At 71.7% G+C, this 16,198-nt stretch carries 21 protein-coding genes; 17 read left to right on the top strand and 4 right to left on the bottom strand.

Annotated features, from left to right (window positions below; translation table 11 throughout):
- Positions 1-77 precede the first annotated feature (77 nt).
- Genes VA596_RS27075 through VA596_RS27090 form a run of 4 tightly spaced genes read left to right on the top strand, consistent with a single transcriptional unit; the run spans position 78 to position 3,165 of the window.
- Positions 78-611 (top strand): EF-hand domain-containing protein, encoded by a 534-nt coding sequence (locus VA596_RS27075; RefSeq protein ID WP_323330972.1) that lies wholly within the window; start codon positions 78-80, stop codon positions 609-611.
- Positions 612-1,688, top strand: coding sequence for an isocitrate/isopropylmalate family dehydrogenase (locus VA596_RS27080; protein WP_323330973.1), 1,077 nt, complete (start codon positions 612-614; stop codon positions 1,686-1,688). It begins immediately after the preceding gene.
- Positions 1,685-2,332 carry a cysteine hydrolase family protein gene (locus VA596_RS27085; RefSeq protein WP_323330974.1) on the top strand — a complete coding sequence of 216 codons (648 nt, stop codon included), beginning with the start codon at positions 1,685-1,687 and terminating at the stop codon, positions 2,330-2,332. Before VA596_RS27080 ends, VA596_RS27085 begins: the two co-directional genes overlap by 4 nt.
- Entirely contained in the window at positions 2,284-3,165 is an 882-nt protein-coding gene (locus VA596_RS27090) for an SAM-dependent methyltransferase (protein ID WP_323330975.1), read from the top strand. The genes VA596_RS27085 and VA596_RS27090 overlap by 49 nt, the downstream gene beginning before the upstream one ends.
- Positions 3,166-3,168: 3 nt before the next feature.
- On the opposite strand, the gene VA596_RS27095 is transcribed toward VA596_RS27090, so the two are convergent.
- Positions 3,169-3,585: a DUF6892 domain-containing protein gene (locus VA596_RS27095; RefSeq protein ID WP_323330976.1), complete on the bottom strand. Its 417-nt coding sequence runs from the start codon at positions 3,583-3,585 to the stop codon at positions 3,169-3,171.
- Positions 3,586-3,695: 110 nt separating this feature from the next.
- Between VA596_RS27095 and VA596_RS27100 the strand changes: the two genes are divergently transcribed.
- The 3 genes from VA596_RS27100 to VA596_RS27110 all read left to right on the top strand — a co-directional run bounded on the left by VA596_RS27100 (position 3,696) and on the right by VA596_RS27110 (position 6,923).
- Positions 3,696-5,237: a family 43 glycosylhydrolase gene (locus VA596_RS27100; protein WP_323330977.1), complete on the top strand. Its 1,542-nt coding sequence runs from the start codon at positions 3,696-3,698 to the stop codon at positions 5,235-5,237.
- Between the two features lie 76 nt (positions 5,238-5,313).
- The gene (gene folP / locus VA596_RS27105) at positions 5,314-6,183 is read left to right on the top strand and encodes a dihydropteroate synthase (RefSeq protein ID WP_323330978.1); all 870 of its coding nucleotides are present in this window, start codon (positions 5,314-5,316) and stop codon (positions 6,181-6,183) included.
- Positions 6,180-6,923 carry a pyrimidine reductase family protein gene (locus VA596_RS27110; RefSeq protein ID WP_323331127.1) on the top strand — a complete coding sequence of 248 codons (744 nt, stop codon included), beginning with the start codon at positions 6,180-6,182 and terminating at the stop codon, positions 6,921-6,923. Before folP ends, VA596_RS27110 begins: the two co-directional genes overlap by 4 nt.
- A gap of 41 nt (positions 6,924-6,964) precedes the next feature.
- Here the strand turns inward: VA596_RS27110 and VA596_RS27115 are convergent, their stop codons facing one another.
- Positions 6,965-7,765 (bottom strand): alpha/beta fold hydrolase, encoded by an 801-nt coding sequence (locus VA596_RS27115; RefSeq protein ID WP_323330979.1) that lies wholly within the window; start codon positions 7,763-7,765, stop codon positions 6,965-6,967.
- A gap of 57 nt (positions 7,766-7,822) precedes the next feature.
- Positions 7,823-8,575 carry an SDR family NAD(P)-dependent oxidoreductase gene (locus tag VA596_RS27120; protein WP_323330980.1) on the bottom strand — a complete coding sequence of 251 codons (753 nt, stop codon included), beginning with the start codon at positions 8,573-8,575 and terminating at the stop codon, positions 7,823-7,825.
- Positions 8,576-8,660: 85 nt separating this feature from the next.
- Between VA596_RS27120 and VA596_RS27125 the strand changes: the two genes are divergently transcribed.
- Entirely contained in the window at positions 8,661-9,497 is an 837-nt protein-coding gene (locus VA596_RS27125; protein ID WP_323330981.1) for a helix-turn-helix transcriptional regulator, read from the top strand.
- Here the strand turns inward: VA596_RS27125 and VA596_RS27130 are convergent.
- On the bottom strand, positions 9,494-9,772 hold the full coding sequence (locus tag VA596_RS27130; RefSeq protein ID WP_323330982.1) for a WhiB family transcriptional regulator: 279 nt from the start codon (positions 9,770-9,772) through the stop codon (positions 9,494-9,496). The two genes, VA596_RS27125 and VA596_RS27130, sit on opposite strands and share 4 nt — an antisense overlap.
- Before the next feature lie 220 nt (positions 9,773-9,992).
- On the opposite strand from VA596_RS27130, the gene VA596_RS27135 reads away from it, so the two are divergent.
- From VA596_RS27135 to VA596_RS27175, 9 genes are read left to right on the top strand one after another with little or no spacing between them, the layout of a single operon-like run.
- On the top strand, positions 9,993-10,220 hold the full coding sequence (locus VA596_RS27135) for a hypothetical protein (RefSeq protein ID WP_323330983.1): 228 nt from the start codon (positions 9,993-9,995) through the stop codon (positions 10,218-10,220).
- A gap of 5 nt (positions 10,221-10,225) precedes the next feature.
- A complete protein-coding gene (locus VA596_RS27140) occupies positions 10,226-11,086 on the top strand; it encodes an FAD binding domain-containing protein (RefSeq protein ID WP_323330984.1) in 861 nt (286 codons plus the stop codon).
- Positions 11,083-11,613 (top strand): (2Fe-2S)-binding protein, encoded by a 531-nt coding sequence (locus VA596_RS27145; protein WP_323330985.1) that lies wholly within the window; start codon positions 11,083-11,085, stop codon positions 11,611-11,613. The genes VA596_RS27140 and VA596_RS27145 overlap by 4 nt, the downstream gene beginning before the upstream one ends.
- Positions 11,610-14,000 carry an aerobic carbon-monoxide dehydrogenase large subunit gene (locus VA596_RS27150; RefSeq protein ID WP_323330986.1) on the top strand — a complete coding sequence of 797 codons (2,391 nt, stop codon included), beginning with the start codon at positions 11,610-11,612 and terminating at the stop codon, positions 13,998-14,000. The genes VA596_RS27145 and VA596_RS27150 overlap by 4 nt, the downstream gene beginning before the upstream one ends.
- Positions 14,000-14,893, top strand: coding sequence for an XdhC family protein (locus VA596_RS27155; protein ID WP_323330987.1), 894 nt, complete (start codon positions 14,000-14,002; stop codon positions 14,891-14,893). The genes VA596_RS27150 and VA596_RS27155 overlap by 1 nt, the downstream gene beginning before the upstream one ends.
- Positions 14,887-15,453, top strand: a complete 567-nt coding sequence (locus tag VA596_RS27160) for an SRPBCC family protein (RefSeq protein WP_323330988.1) — start codon at positions 14,887-14,889, stop codon at positions 15,451-15,453. Before VA596_RS27155 ends, VA596_RS27160 begins: the two co-directional genes overlap by 7 nt.
- 9 nt (positions 15,454-15,462) lie before the next feature.
- The gene (locus tag VA596_RS27165; protein WP_323330989.1) at positions 15,463-15,717 is read left to right on the top strand and encodes a hypothetical protein; all 255 of its coding nucleotides are present in this window, start codon (positions 15,463-15,465) and stop codon (positions 15,715-15,717) included.
- A gap of 13 nt (positions 15,718-15,730) precedes the next feature.
- The gene (locus VA596_RS27170) at positions 15,731-15,958 is read left to right on the top strand and encodes a hypothetical protein (RefSeq protein ID WP_323330990.1); all 228 of its coding nucleotides are present in this window, start codon (positions 15,731-15,733) and stop codon (positions 15,956-15,958) included.
- Positions 15,955-16,197: a hypothetical protein gene (locus VA596_RS27175; protein ID WP_323330991.1), complete on the top strand. Its 243-nt coding sequence runs from the start codon at positions 15,955-15,957 to the stop codon at positions 16,195-16,197. Before VA596_RS27170 ends, VA596_RS27175 begins: the two co-directional genes overlap by 4 nt.
- Position 16,198 lies beyond the last annotated feature (1 nt).

Genomic DNA, 16,198 nt, shown 5'->3' on the forward strand with positions numbered 1-16,198 from the left:
GGGTGAAACGGATCCGGGTCGCGTCCGGCCGGGCGCAAACTGCTCGGGACCAAGCCCGACGGAAAGGTGAACAATCGATGGGTGCCACCGCGGCCGACCGGATCAAGCTCGTTTTCACGCTGTTCGACGTCGACGGGAACGGTTATCTCGAAGAGCGGGACTTTGCGGCGATGGCGGATCGCGTGGTGCGGGCGGCCGAGGGCTCCGGCGGTGCCGCGAAGCGGGCGATGGAGGCGGCCTTCCAGCGATACTGGACAACCCTGGAACGGGAGCTCGACGCGAACCACGACGGCCGGGTGAGCTACGAGGAGTACGCGGCCTGCGTGCTGTCGCCGGAGCGGTTCGACGGCACGGTGACGGAGTTCGCGAAAACCCTGACGGCACTGGGGGATCCGGACGGCGACGGGATGATCGAACGGCCGCTGTTCGCCGCCCTGATGACGGCCATCGGCTTCGACCGCCCCAACATCGACGCGCTCTTCGACGCCCTCGCGCCGTCGGCGGGCGACCGTGTCCGGGTGCCGGTCTGGGCCGCGGCGATCAAGGACTACTACCGCCCGGACAAGGTCGGCATCGCCGGCGACCACCTGGTCGCGAACGTGGCCGGCTGAATGGGCGCGCACCGCGCGCGGCCGGTCGTCGGGCTGGCGGTCGGCCGGGGCACCGGGGGAGAACTCGCGGACGTCTTCGAAACCGTGCTGACCCGGATCGGCCTGCTGTGCTCGACCGAAATCGGCATCACGCGCTCGCCCCGGACGTACCATTCCTATTCCTCGTTGAACGACGCCGGCGGAACCGAGCGGATCCGCCGCCTCACCGAAGAGGACGCGGACCACTACGAGCGGTTCTGCCGTGAACAGGCGAACGCCGGCGTCTCGGCGGTCTTCCGCACGGCGATCAACGCGCAGTCGCTCTACCTGGTCCGCGAACGGCTGCAGGCGGTGAAGGTCGACCCCGTCACGCCGTCCCTGCTGCTGGTCCGGGACGAGGCCCAGGGGTTCTACACCGGCGAGAACCAGCACACGCCGGACACCGTGACCCGCACGATGGTGTTCAGCAAGGAGATCACCGAGAAGGTGCTCACGTTCGCGGTGCGCCGCGCGTGGGCGGAGTGGCCGGACGACGGGCCGGCCCGGATCTTCCTGGCGTACAAGTTCCACCTGCTCGACGGCGCGTTCGGCGCCTGGGTGGCGGAGATCGCCGGGCGGCTCGGGGTGGCCGTCGAGCTCGGCCAGCCCGACACGGTCAACCGCAACCTGGTCGAGCACGGCCTCGCGCCGCGCACACTGCTGGTGGCCGGTAACGAATGGGCCGACATCATGCACGTCGTCCTGCTGGCCGCGTTCGGCGGCGAGCGCCAGGAGAACCGGTACACCGAGAACGTCCACCTCCATCCGGCCGTCGACGGCCTGGTCGAGTACCAGACCGTGCACGGCTCGGCCGACGACCTCGCGGGCACCGGCCGGGTCAACCCGACGGCGACGCTGCGGGCCGCGGCGGCGATCGCGGAGCGGCACGCGGGCTGCCCGGGCGCCATCACCGCGATGGAGCAGGCCCTGCGCGAGGCGCGCGACCGCGGCGTCGGCACTCCCGACGCCGGGGGCCGCCACTCGACCACCGAGGTCGTGGCCGAGGTGCTGGACGCGCTGGACCCCGCCCCGGACCGGGTTTCGGTGGCGGGCGCATGAGGACGGCCCTGGTCGTGGTGGACCTGCAGAACGACTTCTGCGCCGGGCCGCTCGCCGCGGCCCGGTTCCGCGGCCGGCCGGGGACGCTGGAGCGCGTCACCGCGAACGCCGGGCGGGCCGTCGAGCTCGCGCGGCGGGCCGGCACCGAGGTCGTCTTCGTGCGCTTCCTCGGCGACGTCGAGTACCAGCGGCCGAGCTGGCGGCGCCGGGACCGGGTGCTGGGCAAGGCCCCGAAGTGCCTGGCCGGGTCGTGGGGCGCGCAGTTCCACGGGGTCGCGCCCGCGCCCGGCGAACGCGTCTTCACCAAGTACGCCTGTTTCGACGCGTTCTTCGCCCACGGCTTCGGGCAGCACCTGCGGCGCCGCCGGATCGGGCACCTCGTCCTCGCCGGGGTCTACGCCGACGTCTGCGTCGACTCGACGGCGAGAACGGCGTTCCAGAAGGGATTCCACCTCACCGTCCTGACCGACTGCACGGCCGCGCTGCACCGGAGCGACGAGGAAACCCTGCGGTTCATGGAAACCGTCTACGGCGCCCGGACGGTCACGCACGACCGGCCCGGGTCGTGGACGCGATGCGACGGCGAGGAGGGCGAGTGGTCACCACCCGAGGCGTCGAAGGCGGCGTCGGCCGGACCGCGCTGATGGTCGCCGCGGCCCGGGCGATCGAGGCGACGAGGCCGGATTCCCTGGCACGGGACGGGTTCGCGCGCCACTTCGTCCGGTCGGCAAGGGTGTCGGGGGAGTGGCCGGTGCACTGGCACGACGTCCCCGGCGGGGCGGCGAACCCGTTGTGGGGCCGGCTCGGCCGGTACTTCGGCCTGCGCACCCGGGTACTCGACGACTTCCTGCTCGGTACCGGTGCCGCGCAAGTGGTCCTGCTGGGTGCCGGGCTGGACTCGCGGGCGTTCCGGCTCGCGTGGCCACCCGGGTGCCGCGTGTTCGAGCTCGACCGGCCGGACGTGCTGGCGTTCAAGCGGGACGTCCTGAACGGTCTCGGCGCGACGGCCACCGCGGCCCGCACGACCGTCGCGGTGGACCTGCGCGACGACTGGGCGGAACCGTTGTGCGGAGCGGGTTTCGACCCGGCTGTCCCGACGGCGTGGCTCGCCGAGGGCCTGCTGCTCTACCTGGGGGCCGACACCGAGCGCCGGCTCGTCTCGGCCGTCGATCGCCTGGCCACACCCGGAAGCGTTCTGGCGTACGAGGTGAAGCTCGCGGTGGAACACCGGGCGAGCCCGATCTACCGCAGCGCGAAGGAGCAGATCGGGGTGGACCTGACCGCGCTGTTCGACGACGGACCGCGCCCGGACTCGGCGGGTGCGCTGCGGGCCCGCGGCTGGACGACGACGGTCCGCACCCCGTTCGCCTGCGCGGCCGAGCACGGCGTGCACCTGGTGCCGGAGAACGAAGACGCGCTGGCGAGCAACCGCTGGGTGTTCGCGGGCAAACCGGCGGGAGGTCCCGGGCCGCCGTGACCGTCAGCCGGCCTCGATGCCGCGGGCGCGCAGCACGTCGCGCAGCTCCGGCCCCAGGAACTCCGACCCGACGACACGCCGGAGGTTCGGCAGCAGGGCGAGGTCGTCGAGCGAGGTGACGTCGTAGAGGTCGTCTTCGCCGTCCCAGATCGGCGAGCACTCCTGGTACACCTGCAGCCCGCCGTCCATGACCAGCTGCTCGACCGAGGCGAGCAGCTCGGCGCCGATCTCCAGCGCCTCGAAGTACTCGCGGGCCTCCGGGACCACCTGGTACGCCAGCCCGCGCTGGTAGGTGTGGTCCCACGGGTCGGTGACACCCAGGACGTCGGCGATGCGGAACGCGGGTGCCAGCTTCTTCTCCGTGTACATCAGCTGCTCGACGACGATCAGCTTGAGGTTGAAGTCGCGGAAGTCGGTCATGGGGCCAATCTATGCGCTAACGTTGTCGGGCACGGAACTTGAAACGTTTCATACTCGGCGAGGAGGCCGGCGCGATGAGGGGTTCCCCGGGAACACGCAGGATCCGGTTCGTGCTCACCTTCGTGCTGGCGGCTCTGCTGGCATTGACCCTGGCCACCCCCGCCGAAGCGCGGTCGTTCACCACGACCGTCACCAACTTCGACGCGCAGGGCAACCAGGTCGTCCGCTTCGACACCCGGGGCAACGCCGTCGACGCGCACGACGGCGAGATCGCCCTCTTCGGCGGCACCTACTACCTCTACGGCACCAGTTACGACTGCGGGTTCGCCTGGCAGGCGACCAGCTCGCCGTTCTGCGGCTTCAAGGTCTACACCTCGCCGGACCTGGTGCACTGGACCGACCGGGGACAGCTCTTCGACGCCACCGGCAGCGTCTGGCAGTCCCGCTGCAACGGCGCGACCTACGGCTGCTTCCGGCCGCACGTCGGGTACGACGCGGCCAGCCGCAAGTACGTGCTCTGGGTCAACGTCTACGACAACAGCGTCGGCTTCCGGGTGCTCACCAGCGCGAACCCGGCCGGCCCGTTCACCGAGGCGCCGGTGCCGACACTCGCAGTCAACAACACCGCCCCGGCGGGCGGGGTCAACAACGGCGACCACGACGTCTTCGTCGACACCGACGGCACCGCGTACCTCGCCTACACCGACTGGCGCAGCAACGGTGACATCGTCGTCGAACGGCTGGCCGCCGGGTACCTCACCGGGACCGGGCAGTACACGCGGCTCGGCCAGAGCCAGACCGAGGCGCCCGCCCTGTTCAAGCGCAACGGCGTCTACTACCTGACCTACTCCGACCCGAACTGCGGCTACTGCGCGGGCACCGGCACGTCCTACCGGACGGCGTCGAGCCCGCTGGGGCCGTGGTCGGCACCGACCAAGATCAGCGCGGACTCCTGCGGCGGGCAGCCGGCGTTCGTCTCGGCCATCCCGACGACGTCGGGCACCGCCTACGTCTACGCCAGCGACCTCTGGAACAACGGGCAGCGCAACGAAGCCCTCGCGAACTACTACTGGGCACCGCTCGAGTTCACGGCCACCGGCGCGATCGCCCCGATGACCTGCCGGAACACGTTCTCGCTCACTCTCGCCACGGGCTCGGCCGGGCAGCAGGTCCCGCCGCCCGGGGTGGACCAGGCCGACGGGGTGAGCGGGTTCCGCACCTACTGCGACGTCGGGTCCGGCGTCGCCCGGTTCCAGACGTTCGTCCCGAGCCGGAGCGGGACGCTGTCCGCCGTCTCCTACACCAGCTTCCAGGCCGGGAACCCGGACGCGGGCCTCGAAATCGGCGTCTACGAGTCGACCGCCACGTTCCAGCCGACCGGCGCCGCCCTCAGCTCGACGGTCGTGCCCGCCGCGCGGATCGGCTGGTCGCCGCGGGACGTCACGGTGAACCCCGGCATCGCGGTGACCGCCGGGAAGCGCTACGGACTGCTGGTCCGCTCGGCGACCACCACCGGCTGCTACGGGCTGGAGTACAACGACTCCGGCCCCTACCCGGGCGGCGGCGAGGCCTACAGCAACGACCACGCCGCGACGTTCCGCGCGGAGACGGGCCGGTCCCTGAAGTTCTCCACCAGCGTCGGCCGAGCGTGAGAGAGCACCTCGCGAGAACGATGATCGCCTATGCTCGGGGAGCTGCCACGTCCGGTCCTGCACGGGAGAGAACCGCATGCCGATCCACGACCTCGTCTTCCGGGGCCGGCGCCTCACCAGTGACAACGCGCTGGTGATGGCGATCGTCAACCGGACCCCGGACTCGTTCTACGACAACGGGGTGACGTTCGAGGAGGAGCGGGCGCAGGCGGCGATCGGCCGGGCGCTCGAGGACGGCGCGGCGGTGATCGACATCGGCGGCGTCCCGGCCAGCCCCGGCCCGGAGGTCACCGTCAAGGAGGAGATCGCCCGGGTCGTGCCGACCGTCGAATGGGCTCGCGAGCACTTCCCGGACGTGGTGATCAGCGTCGACACCTACCGCGCCGAGGTCGCCGACGCGGTCTGCCGGGCCGGCGCCGACCTGATCAACGACAACTGGGCCGCCTACGAGCCGGAGATCCTGGACGTCGCGGCCGAGCACGGCGCGGGGTACGTCTGCGCCCACGTCGACGGACTCGACCCCCGCACGGACCCGGTCAAGCCGGTGTACGACGACGTCGTCGCGTCGGTGGTGGCCGACACGACCGCGCTCGCCGAACGCGCGCTCGAACGCGGTGTCCCGCGCGAAGGCATCATGATCGACCCCTGCATCGACTTCTCGAAGAACACCCACCAGTCCCTGACCGTGCTGCGGAACGTCGACAAGCTGGTCGCCACCGGCTGGCCGGTGCTGATGGCGTTGTCCAACAAGGGGGTCGTGGGGGAGACCCTCGACGTCGGCATGGACGACCGGGTCACCGGGACGCTGGCGGCCACCGCGCTCGCCGCCGCGCACGGCGCCGCGATGTTCCGGGCGCACCAGGTCCGCGAGACGCGGCACGTGGCCGAGATGGTCGCGAGCATCGTCGGCACCCGGCCGCCGAAGAACGCGGTGCGGTGGCTGTGAAGCTCCAGCAGATCTGGCCGCCGGAGAGCGTCCGCGAGCTCGGCCTGGACGGCCTCGAAGCCCTCTACCGCTTCCCCGACGTCGCGAAGTGGCTGGTCGTCAACTTCGTGTCGAGCACGGACGGCGCGATCACCGTCGCCGGCCGGTCGCTCCCGCTGTCGACCGAGCCCGACCGGGTCGTCTTCAAGCTGGGCAGCGACCTCGCCGACGTCGTGCTGCTCGGCGCCGGCACCGCGGTGATCGAGCAGTTCGACGGCGTCCACCCGGACGAGGAGACCGCCGACCGCCGCCGGCGCCACGGCCTCGAGCCGGTCCCGCCGATCGCCGTCGTCACCACGGGCCGCAGCCTGCCGCCCGACGCCCCGGTGATCACCGGCGCCGCGGTCCCGACGATCGTCATCACCAGCGAACGGACCCCGGAGAACCAGCGCGACGCCTGGATCGCGGCGGGCGCCGAGGTGATCGTCGCGGGTGAGGAGCACGTGGCGCTGGACCTCGCCGTCGCCGCCCTGACCGAACGCGGCCTCCGCCGCATCGACTGCGAGGGCGGCCCGCACCTGTTCGCCTCACTGGCGGAGGCGGGCCTGGTCGACGAGTTCCGCCTGACGGTGGCACCGTTCCTGGTGGCGGGCACCGCGGACCGCGCGGCGGTAGGCGGCGCGTTCGACCCCCTGAAGCTGAACCTGGACACGGTCCTCACCGACGGCGACAGCCTGCTGACCCGCTACCTGGTGCCGTAAGGCTTCAGCCTTCTCGCCGTGGTGCCCGGCGCCGTTGTCCCTCAGCGGTCCGCGGGCTCACGCGCGGCGACCTCACGCACCGCCCCGGCGACCGCGGCGAAGTCCTTGCGCAGGATCGCGCCGTGGTTGCTCGTGACCTTGGCGCTCACCTCGATGTGCGGGTTGCGGGCAACCGCCGCGTCAAGTCCCGCGCGGATCTGCTCCTGCTCGTCGCCGCGGCTGCCCAGCGACGTGCCCGACGCGACCACGAACCGCGTCGGGACGGTGATCGTGTCCAGCACCGGGCCCAGTGCGCGCTCGCGGGAGAGCACGCCGACCTCGATGTTGCTCTCGGCCTGCTGCTCGGCCGTCATCCGCGGGGCTAGGCCGGTCGGGCGCAGCAGCGGCAGGAACCAGCTCATCCGCTTGAACATCTTGCGGATCCGCTGCTCCATCGCGTCGTCGAGCCAGTCGTACGGGAAGGCGCCGTCGACCAGGACCGCGCCGATCGTGCGCTCCGGGTTGCGGGCGGCCCAGTGCGCGCCGACCAGGGCGCCGTAGGACCAGCCGACCAGGATGGCCCGGTCCACGCCCCGGGCGGCGAGCACGGCGTCGACGTCGCGGACGGCGACCTCGAAGGAGTAGTCGGCCGAGCGCTTCGACTTGCCGCGCGCTCGCTCGTCGAAGGTGATGTGCCGGAAGCCGTCGCCGAGCTCGGCGAGGACCCGGCGCCAGTAGCCCTGGGTGGCGAACTGGCCGTTGAGGTAGACCACGGGGATGCCGGTGCCGCCGGTGTCGGTGACCGCGAGGGCCGTGTCGTCGATCTCCACCATGCCGGACCAGGTTGCGCTGTTCTTCGTCATGGGAGGAACCATCGCGGGCCGAGCTGACACGGACCTGACGCCGGGCTGACACGGCGGTCAGACCGCCGTGCCTCCGGTGACCGGCAGCACGACGCCCGTCACGAAGGACGCCCGGTCGCTCAGCAGCCACGCGGCCGACTCCGCGATCTCCTCCGGCGCGGCGGCCCGCCCGAGCGGGGTGCCCGCGACGATCCGGTCGACGATGCCGGGGTCGTGGTGGTTCCACTCCTCGACCATCTCGGTGAGGGTCAGGCCCGGCGCGATCGCGTTGACCCGGATCCCGGCCGGGCCGTACGTCACGGCGGCCGACTCCGTGATGCTGTTGACCGCGCGCTTGGCGGCCCCGTACGCGGGCAGGGCCGGGTTGCCGATCAGGCTGCCGACGCTGCTGGTGTTGACGATCGCCCCGCCGCCGGTGCGCTGCATGGCCTTCACCTCGGCCGACACGGCGTAGAACACGCCCTTGAGGTTGACGTTCACGACGAGGTCGAAGTCGTCTTCGGGGAAGTCGGCGATGGGGTGCGGCGGGACGCCGACGGCGCCGTTGTTGAACGCGACGTCGAGCCGCCCGTGCCGCTCGACCACGGTGTCCACCGCGCGTTCGATGCTCGCGACGTCACCGAGGTCGGCGACTACGTAAGACGCACCAGGCAGGTCCGAAGCGATGGTCTTCAGGGCGCTCTCGGTGCGGGCGGCGAGGACGACCGTCGCGCCCTCCGCCGTGAACAGGCGGGCCGCCGCCGCGCCGATACCGCGGCTGGCTCCGGTGACGAGGGCGATCTTGCCGGACAACATTCCGTTCTGGGTCATGCCTCCACCGTGCGACGCCGTCGCGCGCGCTGGCAGGCCCTGGCTGTACCTGGCAGGACCGTGACGCCGGGGTGACACTCGAAGCATGGACAAGCTCGCACTCGGCCGCTTCCTGCGGCTGCACCGGGAGCGGCTGACCCCGTCGACGGTGGGCCTGCCCGCGGCCGGGCCGCGGCGCACGCCGGGCCTGCGCCGCGAGGAGGTGGCCCAGCTGGCGCACATCTCGACGCAGTACTACACGCGCCTGGAGCAGGCCCGCGGTCCGCATCCGTCGCGGCACGTCCTGGCCGCGCTCGGCCGCGCGCTGCGGCTCAACGACGCCGAGCGGAACCACCTGTACACGCTCGGCGGGCAGCTCGCGGAGCCGCCGGGGCCCTCGGCCGACGTCCCGGACCGGATCATGGATTTGATCGAGCGGCTGCCGGACACCGCCGCGATCGTGCTTGACGCGAAGTACGACGTCCTGGCCTGGAACCCGCTCGCCGCGGCGCTCCTGGAGGACTTCTCGGCCCGGCCGCGCCGCGAGCGGAACATGATCCGCCGCTACTTCCTGCACCCGGACCCGAGCCGGCGGCACTACGGCATCAGCGGGGGCGGTGACTTCGGGGTCTTCGCCGCCGGGCACCTGCGCGCGGCGGCCGCGCGCTACCCGGACGACCCCGCGACCCAGGCGCTCGTGCGCGAGCTGCTGCGCGACAGCCCCGAGTTCGCCGCGCTGTGGCCGAGCCCCGAGGTCTCCGACGAGCGGCACCTGCTCAAGACCGTCGACCACCCGCAGGTCGGGCCGATCCCCCTGATCTGCGACATCCTCCTGGTGCCGGAACGCGACCAGCACGTGGTGCTCTTCACCGCCGAGGCCGGCACCCCGGCCCACGACGCCCTGCGGCTGCTGTCGGTGGTCGGCCTCCAGCAGCTGACTTAAACCTGGGTGGCGATCAGCTGCCGCAGCTCACCCTCGCCGAGCCCGCCCCAGATGCCGTGCGTCTCCCGGACCGCGACGGCGTGGTCGAGGCACTGCAGGCGCACCGGGCAGCTCGCGCAGATCTGCTTGGCGAGCTCCTCGCGCCGCTTGCGCGCCATCCCGCGTTCGTTGTCGCTGTGGAAGAACACGGCGGCGTCCATCCCCCGGCACGCGCCGCGCATCTGCCAATCCCAGTTCTCGCTGACGACCACCGGAAGCCGGGACACTTCGGACACCGGGACCACATCCCCTCGCGTTTTCGGGCCGCGTTCCGGCCTCCGAGCGGCGGGTTACCCGGTCGGCGCCTTGATAACCCACGCGGCGGTGAAGATCACCCGCGTGTGGGACACCGGGCCTGCCTCGACGGTTAAGCGAAGGGTTATTCCCTCGTTGCCCTGGGTGTACTCCGGGTGGACCATCCGATCACCTGATCGACGGCGGAAGCGGGTACGCGTCATGCGGATCGAGTCCGACGGGCACAGCCGCGGCAACCCGCGGCTGTACGAACTCGTCGAGAACGCGCCGAAGGAGGGACCGGGCCCGACCGTCTGGGCGTGGCCCCAGCTGATCGGCTTCCTCAAGGTGGCCGGGCAGCCGGTGGCCGGGCCGTGGCCGCCGCACCAGCGGCCGCGGCCGGATCCCGAGGAGGACACCCTGCCGGTCGCCGTCCCGGACGAGGACTGACGCCGATGTACCCGACCCGGTTCTCCTACGAAGCCCCACGAGAACTCGACGAAGCGCTCGCCTTGCTGCGCGAACACGGTGACGAGGCGAAGGTCTTGGCAGGCGGGCAGAGCCTCGTCCCGCTGATGAAGCTCCGCTTCGCCGCGCCCGCGCTCCTCGTCGACATCAACAACGTCCCCGGGCTCGGCCACCACGAGGTCGACGCCGACGGGAACCTGCACGTCGGCGCGCTCTGCCGGCACGTGACGCTCGAACGGTCGGACCTGCTGCGCGAGAAGCAGCCGACCATGGCCGCGGCCGCGCCGCTCATCGCCGACCCGATCGTCCGCAACCGCGGCACGCTCGTCGGGTCGTTGTGCCACGCCGATCCGCAGGGCGACTGGGCGTCGGTGGTGCTGGCCCTGGACGGCTCGATCGTCGCGGCCGGGCCGGCCGGACGGCGCCGCATCCCGGCACGGGACTTCGTGCTCGGCCCGTTCCAGAACGCCCTCGCCCCGGACGAGATCGCCGTCGAAGCCGTGATCCCCGCGCCGCGGGGGACGCCGTCGGGTGGCTACCTCAAGCTGGAGCGCCGGGTCGGCGACTTCGCGACGGTCGGCGTCGCGGTCGCCGTCGACACCGCCGCGGACGGCCGGGTCACCCGGGCCGGGATCGCGCTCACCGGCGTCGGCGGCGCCACCATCGCCTGCGCCGACGCGGCCGAAGCGCTCCTCGGCCGGTCGCTCGACGCCGAGGCGATCGAAGAGGCGGCGACGCTCGCGGCCCGCGACGCGCGGCCCAAGTCCGACCACCGCGGTAGTGCGCAGTACAAGCGGCACATGGTGCACACCTTCGTGGTGCGCGCCCTGGAAGGGACGACCCGATGACGATCGTGCACGAAGTCCGCGACGAACCGGCCGCCGGCGTCCCCGAACGCCGGATCACCGTGACGGTGAACGGCGCCCGCAGGGTCGTCGAGTGCGAGCCCCGGCTGCTGCTGTCGCACCTGCTGCGGCAGGGGCTGCGGCTCACCGGCACGCACATGGGCTGCGACACGACCAACTGCGGCGCCTGCACGGTCCTGCTCGACGGCACGCCGGTGAAGTCCTGCACGATGCTCGCCGTCCAGGCCGACGGCCACGAGGTGACCACCGTCGAAGGCCTGGCCACGGCCAGCGAGCTGCACCCGGTGCAGGAGGGCTTCCGCGAGGAGCACGGCCTGCAGTGCGGGTTCTGCACGCCCGGCATGATGCTCGCCTCGAAAGCGTTGCTGGACCGCGATCCCGATCCGTCCGAAGAGGACGTCCGGTGGGCGCTGTCGGGCAACCTCTGCCGCTGCACCGGCTACCAGAACATCGTCAAGTCGGTGCTCTGGGCCGCCGCGAAACTGCGGTCGGAACGGGAGGACCAGTGACCAAGGCACTCGACGAGGTCGGGATCGGCGGCATCGGCGCCAGCCGCAAGCGCGTCGAGGACAGCCGGTTCATCCGCGGCCAGGGCCGCTACACCGACGACATCGTGCTGCCGGGCATGCTGCACATGGAGATCCTGCGCAGCCCGATGGCGCACGCGCGGATCAAGTCGATCGACGCGAGCAAGGCGTGGGAGATCCCCGGTGTCCGCCTGGTCCTGACCGGGGAGATGGCGGCGACGCGCAACCTGGCGTGGATGCCGACGCTGTCGTACGACACGCAGGCCGTGCTGGCCACCGACAAGGTCCGGTTCCAGGGCCAGGAGGTCGCCTGCGTCGTCGCCGACGACCCGTACATCGCCAAGGACGCCTGCGACGCGATCGACGTCGAATACGAGCCACTGCCGGTGGTCGTCAACCCGGAGCAGGCGCTCGCCGAGGACGCCCCGGTGATCCGCGACGACAAGGCCGGCCAGGACGGCAACGTCGTCTACCACTGGGAGGTCGGCGACAAAGCGGGTACTGACCGGGCGTTCGCGAACGCCGACCGGATCTCCAAGCTGCGCCTGCATTACCCGCGCTCGCACCCGTCGCCGATCGAGTGCTGCGCGTCGGTCGCCGACTACGACCGCGCGACGCAGAAGCTGACCGTCTACATGACCACGCAGGCGCCGCACATCGTCCGCGCCGCCGTCGCGATGATCGCCGAGCTGCCCGAGCACATGATCCGGATCGTCTCGCCCGACATCGGCGGCGGCTTCGGCAACAAGGTGCCGGTGTACCCGGGGTACGTCTGCTCGATCCTGTGCTCGATCCTGCTGGAACGCCCGGTCAAGTGGATCGAGGACAAGACCGGCAACCTCATCTCCACCGGGTTCGCCCGCGACATGTACCTCGACAGCGAGCTGGCCCTGCGCGAGGACGGGAAGATCCTCGGCGTCCGCATCCACGCCGACGCCGACCACGGCGCGTTCTTCGCCGACGCCCAGCCGAGCAAGTTCAAGATCGGCCTGCTGCACTCGGCGTTCGCCTGTTACGACATCCCGGCCGCGCACCTCACCGCGCGCGGCGTCTACACGAACAAGGCGCCGGGCGGGGTCGCCTACCGCTGCTCGTTCCGCGTCACCGAGGCGATGTTCTTCCAGGAACGCATGGTGCACCAGGCCGCGAAGGACCTGGGCATCGACCCGGCGGAGTTCCGGCGCCGCAACTTCGTGCGCGCGGACCAGTTCCCGTACCGGACGCCGTTCGGGTTCCTCGTCGACTCCGGCCAGCCGGAGAAGTGCCTCGACGTCGGCCTGGAGGCGATCGGGTACGAGAACTTCCTGAAACAGAAGGAAGAAGCGCGCAAACGCGGACGCCTGCTGGGCATCGGCATCTCGACGATGACCGAGCCGCTGGGTGCCGGAAACAGCCGCGAATACGACATCCTCGGCATCAAGATGTTCGACTCCGCCGAGCTGCGGGTGCACCTCACCGGCAAGGCGCTGCTGCGCGTCGGGACGAAGAGCCAGGGGCAGGGCCACGAGACGACGTGGGCGCAGATCGTCAGCCACGAGCTGGGCATCCCGGCCGAGGACGTCACCGTCGAGGAGGGGGACACCGACACCGCGCCGTTCGGGATGGGGACCTACGCCTCCCGCAGCACGCCGGTCGGCGGCGCGGCGATCTCGATGGTGTCGCGCAAGATCCGCGCCAAGGCCCGGAAACTCGCGGCGCACCTGCTCGAAGTGTCCGAAGAGGACGTCGAGTGGGAGCTGGGCCGGTTCTACGTCCGCGGCGTGCCCGACCGCGGCGTCACCATCCAGGAGTGCGCGATGGCCGCGTACTCGAACATGCCGGACGGGATGGAACCCGGGCTGGAGAACCACGCCTACTACGACCCGCCGAACCTGACCTGGCCGTTCGCCGTCTACATCGCGACCGTCGAGGTGGATCCGGAGAGCGGCGTGTGGGACGTGCTGAACCTCGTCGCCGTCGACGACTGCGGGGTCCGCATCAACCCGATGATCGTCGAGGGGCAGATCATGGGCGGCCTCACCGAGGCCTACGCGATGTCGAACATGCAGTTCATCACCTTCGACGAGGAAGGCAACTGCGTCGGCTCGAACTACATGGACTACCTGCTGCCCACCGCCTGGGAGACGCCGGGGTTCGAGCTGCACAGCGAGGTCGTCACGCCGTCTCCGCACCACCCGATCGGCGCCAAGGGCATCGGCGAGTGCGCGGCGGTCGGCGGGCCGGCGGCGTTCGTCAACGCCGTGATGGACGCGCTCGACGGCACCGGCGTCCGCAACATCGACATGCCCCTGCTGCCGGACCGCGTGTGGCAGGCGCTGCGGACCGGGCAGGACGTCTCGGGCGTGCCGCCGGTCCGGACGGACGACTGATGGGCGGCTGGGACGTCCTGGCCGAGGCGGGCGACCGGGCCCGCCGCGGTGAGGCGTTCGCGCTCGCGACCGTGGTGTGGCGCGAAGGGCCGTCGTCGGGCAAGGAGAGCTGCCGCGCGATCGTCACCGAGGACGGCGAGCTGCACGGCTGGATCGGCGGCGCCTGCGCGGAACCCGTGGTGCTGCGCGAAGCCCGGCAGGCGCTGGCCGAGGGCACGCCCCGGCTGCTGCTGCTCGGGACCCCGGAGCGGTTCGGGACGGTGCCCGACGGGATGACCGTCGTGCCGATCGCGTGCCAGAGCGAAGGCGCCCTCGAAATCTACGTCGAACCGGTGGTCCCGGCCCCGCACCTGGTGGTGGCCGGGCGGTCGCCGCTGGCGCACACGCTGGTCGCGCTGGCCGCGGCGCTGGACTGGCGGGCGGAGCTGAGCGAAGACCTCGCGGCGGTGACCGGGCAGTCCTATGTGGTCATCGCGACCCAGGGCCACAACGACGAAGAAGCCCTCGAACGGGCGCTGGCGCGGGATCCGGCGTACGTCGGGCTGGTGGGCTCGCGCCGGCGGGGTGAGGCCGTGCTCGGGTACCTCGCCGACCGCGGGGTGGCGCCCGACCGGCTCGCCCGCGTCCAGGTGCCCGCCGGCGTCGACCTCGGCGCGGTCGCGCACCGGGAGATCGCCGTCGCGGTGCTCGCCGAGCTGGTCCGGCTGCGCGCGGTGCGGCGCCCGGTGCCCGTCGTCGTCGAGGAGGCCGTGGACCCGGTGTGCGGGATGACCGTTTCGCCGCGTGATCCGGTCGAGTACGAGGGCGTCGCGTACCACTTCTGCTGCTCCGGGTGCCGTGGCGCGTTCGAGCGCGACCCGGCCGCGTACGCGAAGAAGGAGAGCCGATGCTGATCGAGAACGAATTCGCGGTCGGGCAGCCGATCGAGAAGGTCTGGCGGTTCTTCGACGACGTCCCGAAGGTGGCCGCGTGCCTGCCCGGCGCCGAGCTGACCGAGGACCTGGGCGAAGAGGCGTACGAGGGCCGCGTGAGCGTCCACATGGGACCGGTTTCGCTGAAGTTCGGTGGTACGGCGAAGATCGCTTCCCGTGACGATGCCGCGAAGCGGATCGTCGTCGACGCGGCGGGTGCCGACGAGAAGGGCCGCGGCCAGGCGAGCATGACCGTCACCGCGACCCTGACGTCGGCCGGCGGCGTCACGCGGGTGCACGTCACCCAGGACCTGCAGGTCTCCGGCGCGGCGGCGCAGTACGGGCGCGGCATGATCGCCGACGTCACCTCGGTCCTGATGCGTGACTTCGCGGCCAACCTGCAGAACGGCATCGACCGCGCCGAACGCGGCGAGGAGGTCACCGGCGCGGCGCCGGCCCGCGGGTTCAGCATCGGCCTGCAGGCGACGCTGATGGCGTTGAGACGCGTGTTCCGCCGGTTCTTCCTGCCCTATCCCGCTTGAGGAGGAGCCATGACCTTGTGGTGGATCGGCAACGCGGTGCTGCTGTTCGTGGTGCTGCCGGTGGTGATCGCGTTGTTGAACCGCGTGCTGGCGGCGTGCGAACGGATCCGCGCGGCCACGGACGCGATTCTCGAGGGCGGTGTCGAACTGGCCGGGCAGCTGGAGCCGGTGCCGGCGGTGCTCGCGCAGACCGACCGGACCATCCGCGAAGTCGCCGTCGGCGCCACCCGGTACGCCGGCAGCGTCGCGAAACTGCTGGGCTGAAAGGAGTTCCGTGATGCCCGTCGTCGCCTGGTGCACCCTGGCCATCGCCGCGCTGATCATCCTGTTCGCCGCCGTCGGGCTGCTGCGGGTGATCCTCCACTTGCGACACATCCGCGACACGCTCCGGGCGGTGACCGGCGGCGTGCGGGTGGTCGCCGAACGGACCGCCCCGGTGCCGGGCGCGCTCGCCTCGGTCAACGCGAACCTCAAGCCCGTGCGCGACTTCTGCGAGTCGGTATGAGCACCGGCTGGGTGGTGGGGTTCGTGATCGGGATCGTGGTCGTGCTGGTCGTCGTCGCGCTGGTGGTGCCGATCCTGCTGCTGGCCCGGTCCATCGGCCGCGAGGCCCCGCTGATCGACGGCGCGCTGCGGGACGCCGTCCGCGCCACGGCGCCGCTCGCGGAGCTGAGCACGACCATCGAGCACGCGGAAGTGATCGTCGCGGGGCTGCGCCGCGGCCGGACCCGGCTGGGAGGCTGAC

Origin of the sequence: Amycolatopsis heterodermiae, from assembly GCF_034929455.1 — a bacterium.
GTDB classification, from domain to species: Bacteria; Actinomycetota; Actinomycetes; order Mycobacteriales; family Pseudonocardiaceae; genus Amycolatopsis; species Amycolatopsis heterodermiae.

Bases quoted from the DNA above. Each gene is read 5' to 3' on its own strand.
- VA596_RS27135 (WP_323330983.1), top strand. From the start codon at position 9,993: ATGCGGATCGAGTCCGACGGGCACAGCCGCGGCAACCCGCGGCTGTAC.
- VA596_RS27115 (WP_323330979.1), bottom strand. From the start codon at position 7,765: ATGACGAAGAACAGCGCAACCTGGTCCGGCATGGTGGAGATCGACGAC.
- VA596_RS27140 (WP_323330984.1), top strand. From the start codon at position 10,226: ATGTACCCGACCCGGTTCTCCTACGAAGCCCCACGAGAACTCGACGAA.
- VA596_RS27145 (WP_323330985.1), top strand. From the start codon at position 11,083: ATGACGATCGTGCACGAAGTCCGCGACGAACCGGCCGCCGGCGTCCCC.
- VA596_RS27170 (WP_323330990.1), top strand. From the start codon at position 15,731: ATGCCCGTCGTCGCCTGGTGCACCCTGGCCATCGCCGCGCTGATCATC.
- VA596_RS27095 (WP_323330976.1), bottom strand. From the start codon at position 3,585: ATGACCGACTTCCGCGACTTCAACCTCAAGCTGATCGTCGTCGAGCAG.
- VA596_RS27080 (WP_323330973.1), top strand. From the start codon at position 612: ATGGGCGCGCACCGCGCGCGGCCGGTCGTCGGGCTGGCGGTCGGCCGG.
- folP (WP_323330978.1), top strand. From the start codon at position 5,314: ATGCCGATCCACGACCTCGTCTTCCGGGGCCGGCGCCTCACCAGTGAC.
- VA596_RS27085 (WP_323330974.1), top strand. From the start codon at position 1,685: ATGAGGACGGCCCTGGTCGTGGTGGACCTGCAGAACGACTTCTGCGCC.
- VA596_RS27165 (WP_323330989.1), top strand. From the start codon at position 15,463: ATGACCTTGTGGTGGATCGGCAACGCGGTGCTGCTGTTCGTGGTGCTG.
- VA596_RS27160 (WP_323330988.1), top strand. From the start codon at position 14,887: ATGCTGATCGAGAACGAATTCGCGGTCGGGCAGCCGATCGAGAAGGTC.
- VA596_RS27075 (WP_323330972.1), top strand. From the start codon at position 78: ATGGGTGCCACCGCGGCCGACCGGATCAAGCTCGTTTTCACGCTGTTC.
- VA596_RS27125 (WP_323330981.1), top strand. From the start codon at position 8,661: ATGGACAAGCTCGCACTCGGCCGCTTCCTGCGGCTGCACCGGGAGCGG.
- VA596_RS27175 (WP_323330991.1), top strand. From the start codon at position 15,955: ATGAGCACCGGCTGGGTGGTGGGGTTCGTGATCGGGATCGTGGTCGTG.
- VA596_RS27120 (WP_323330980.1), bottom strand. From the start codon at position 8,575: ATGACCCAGAACGGAATGTTGTCCGGCAAGATCGCCCTCGTCACCGGA.
- VA596_RS27155 (WP_323330987.1), top strand. From the start codon at position 14,000: ATGGGCGGCTGGGACGTCCTGGCCGAGGCGGGCGACCGGGCCCGCCGC.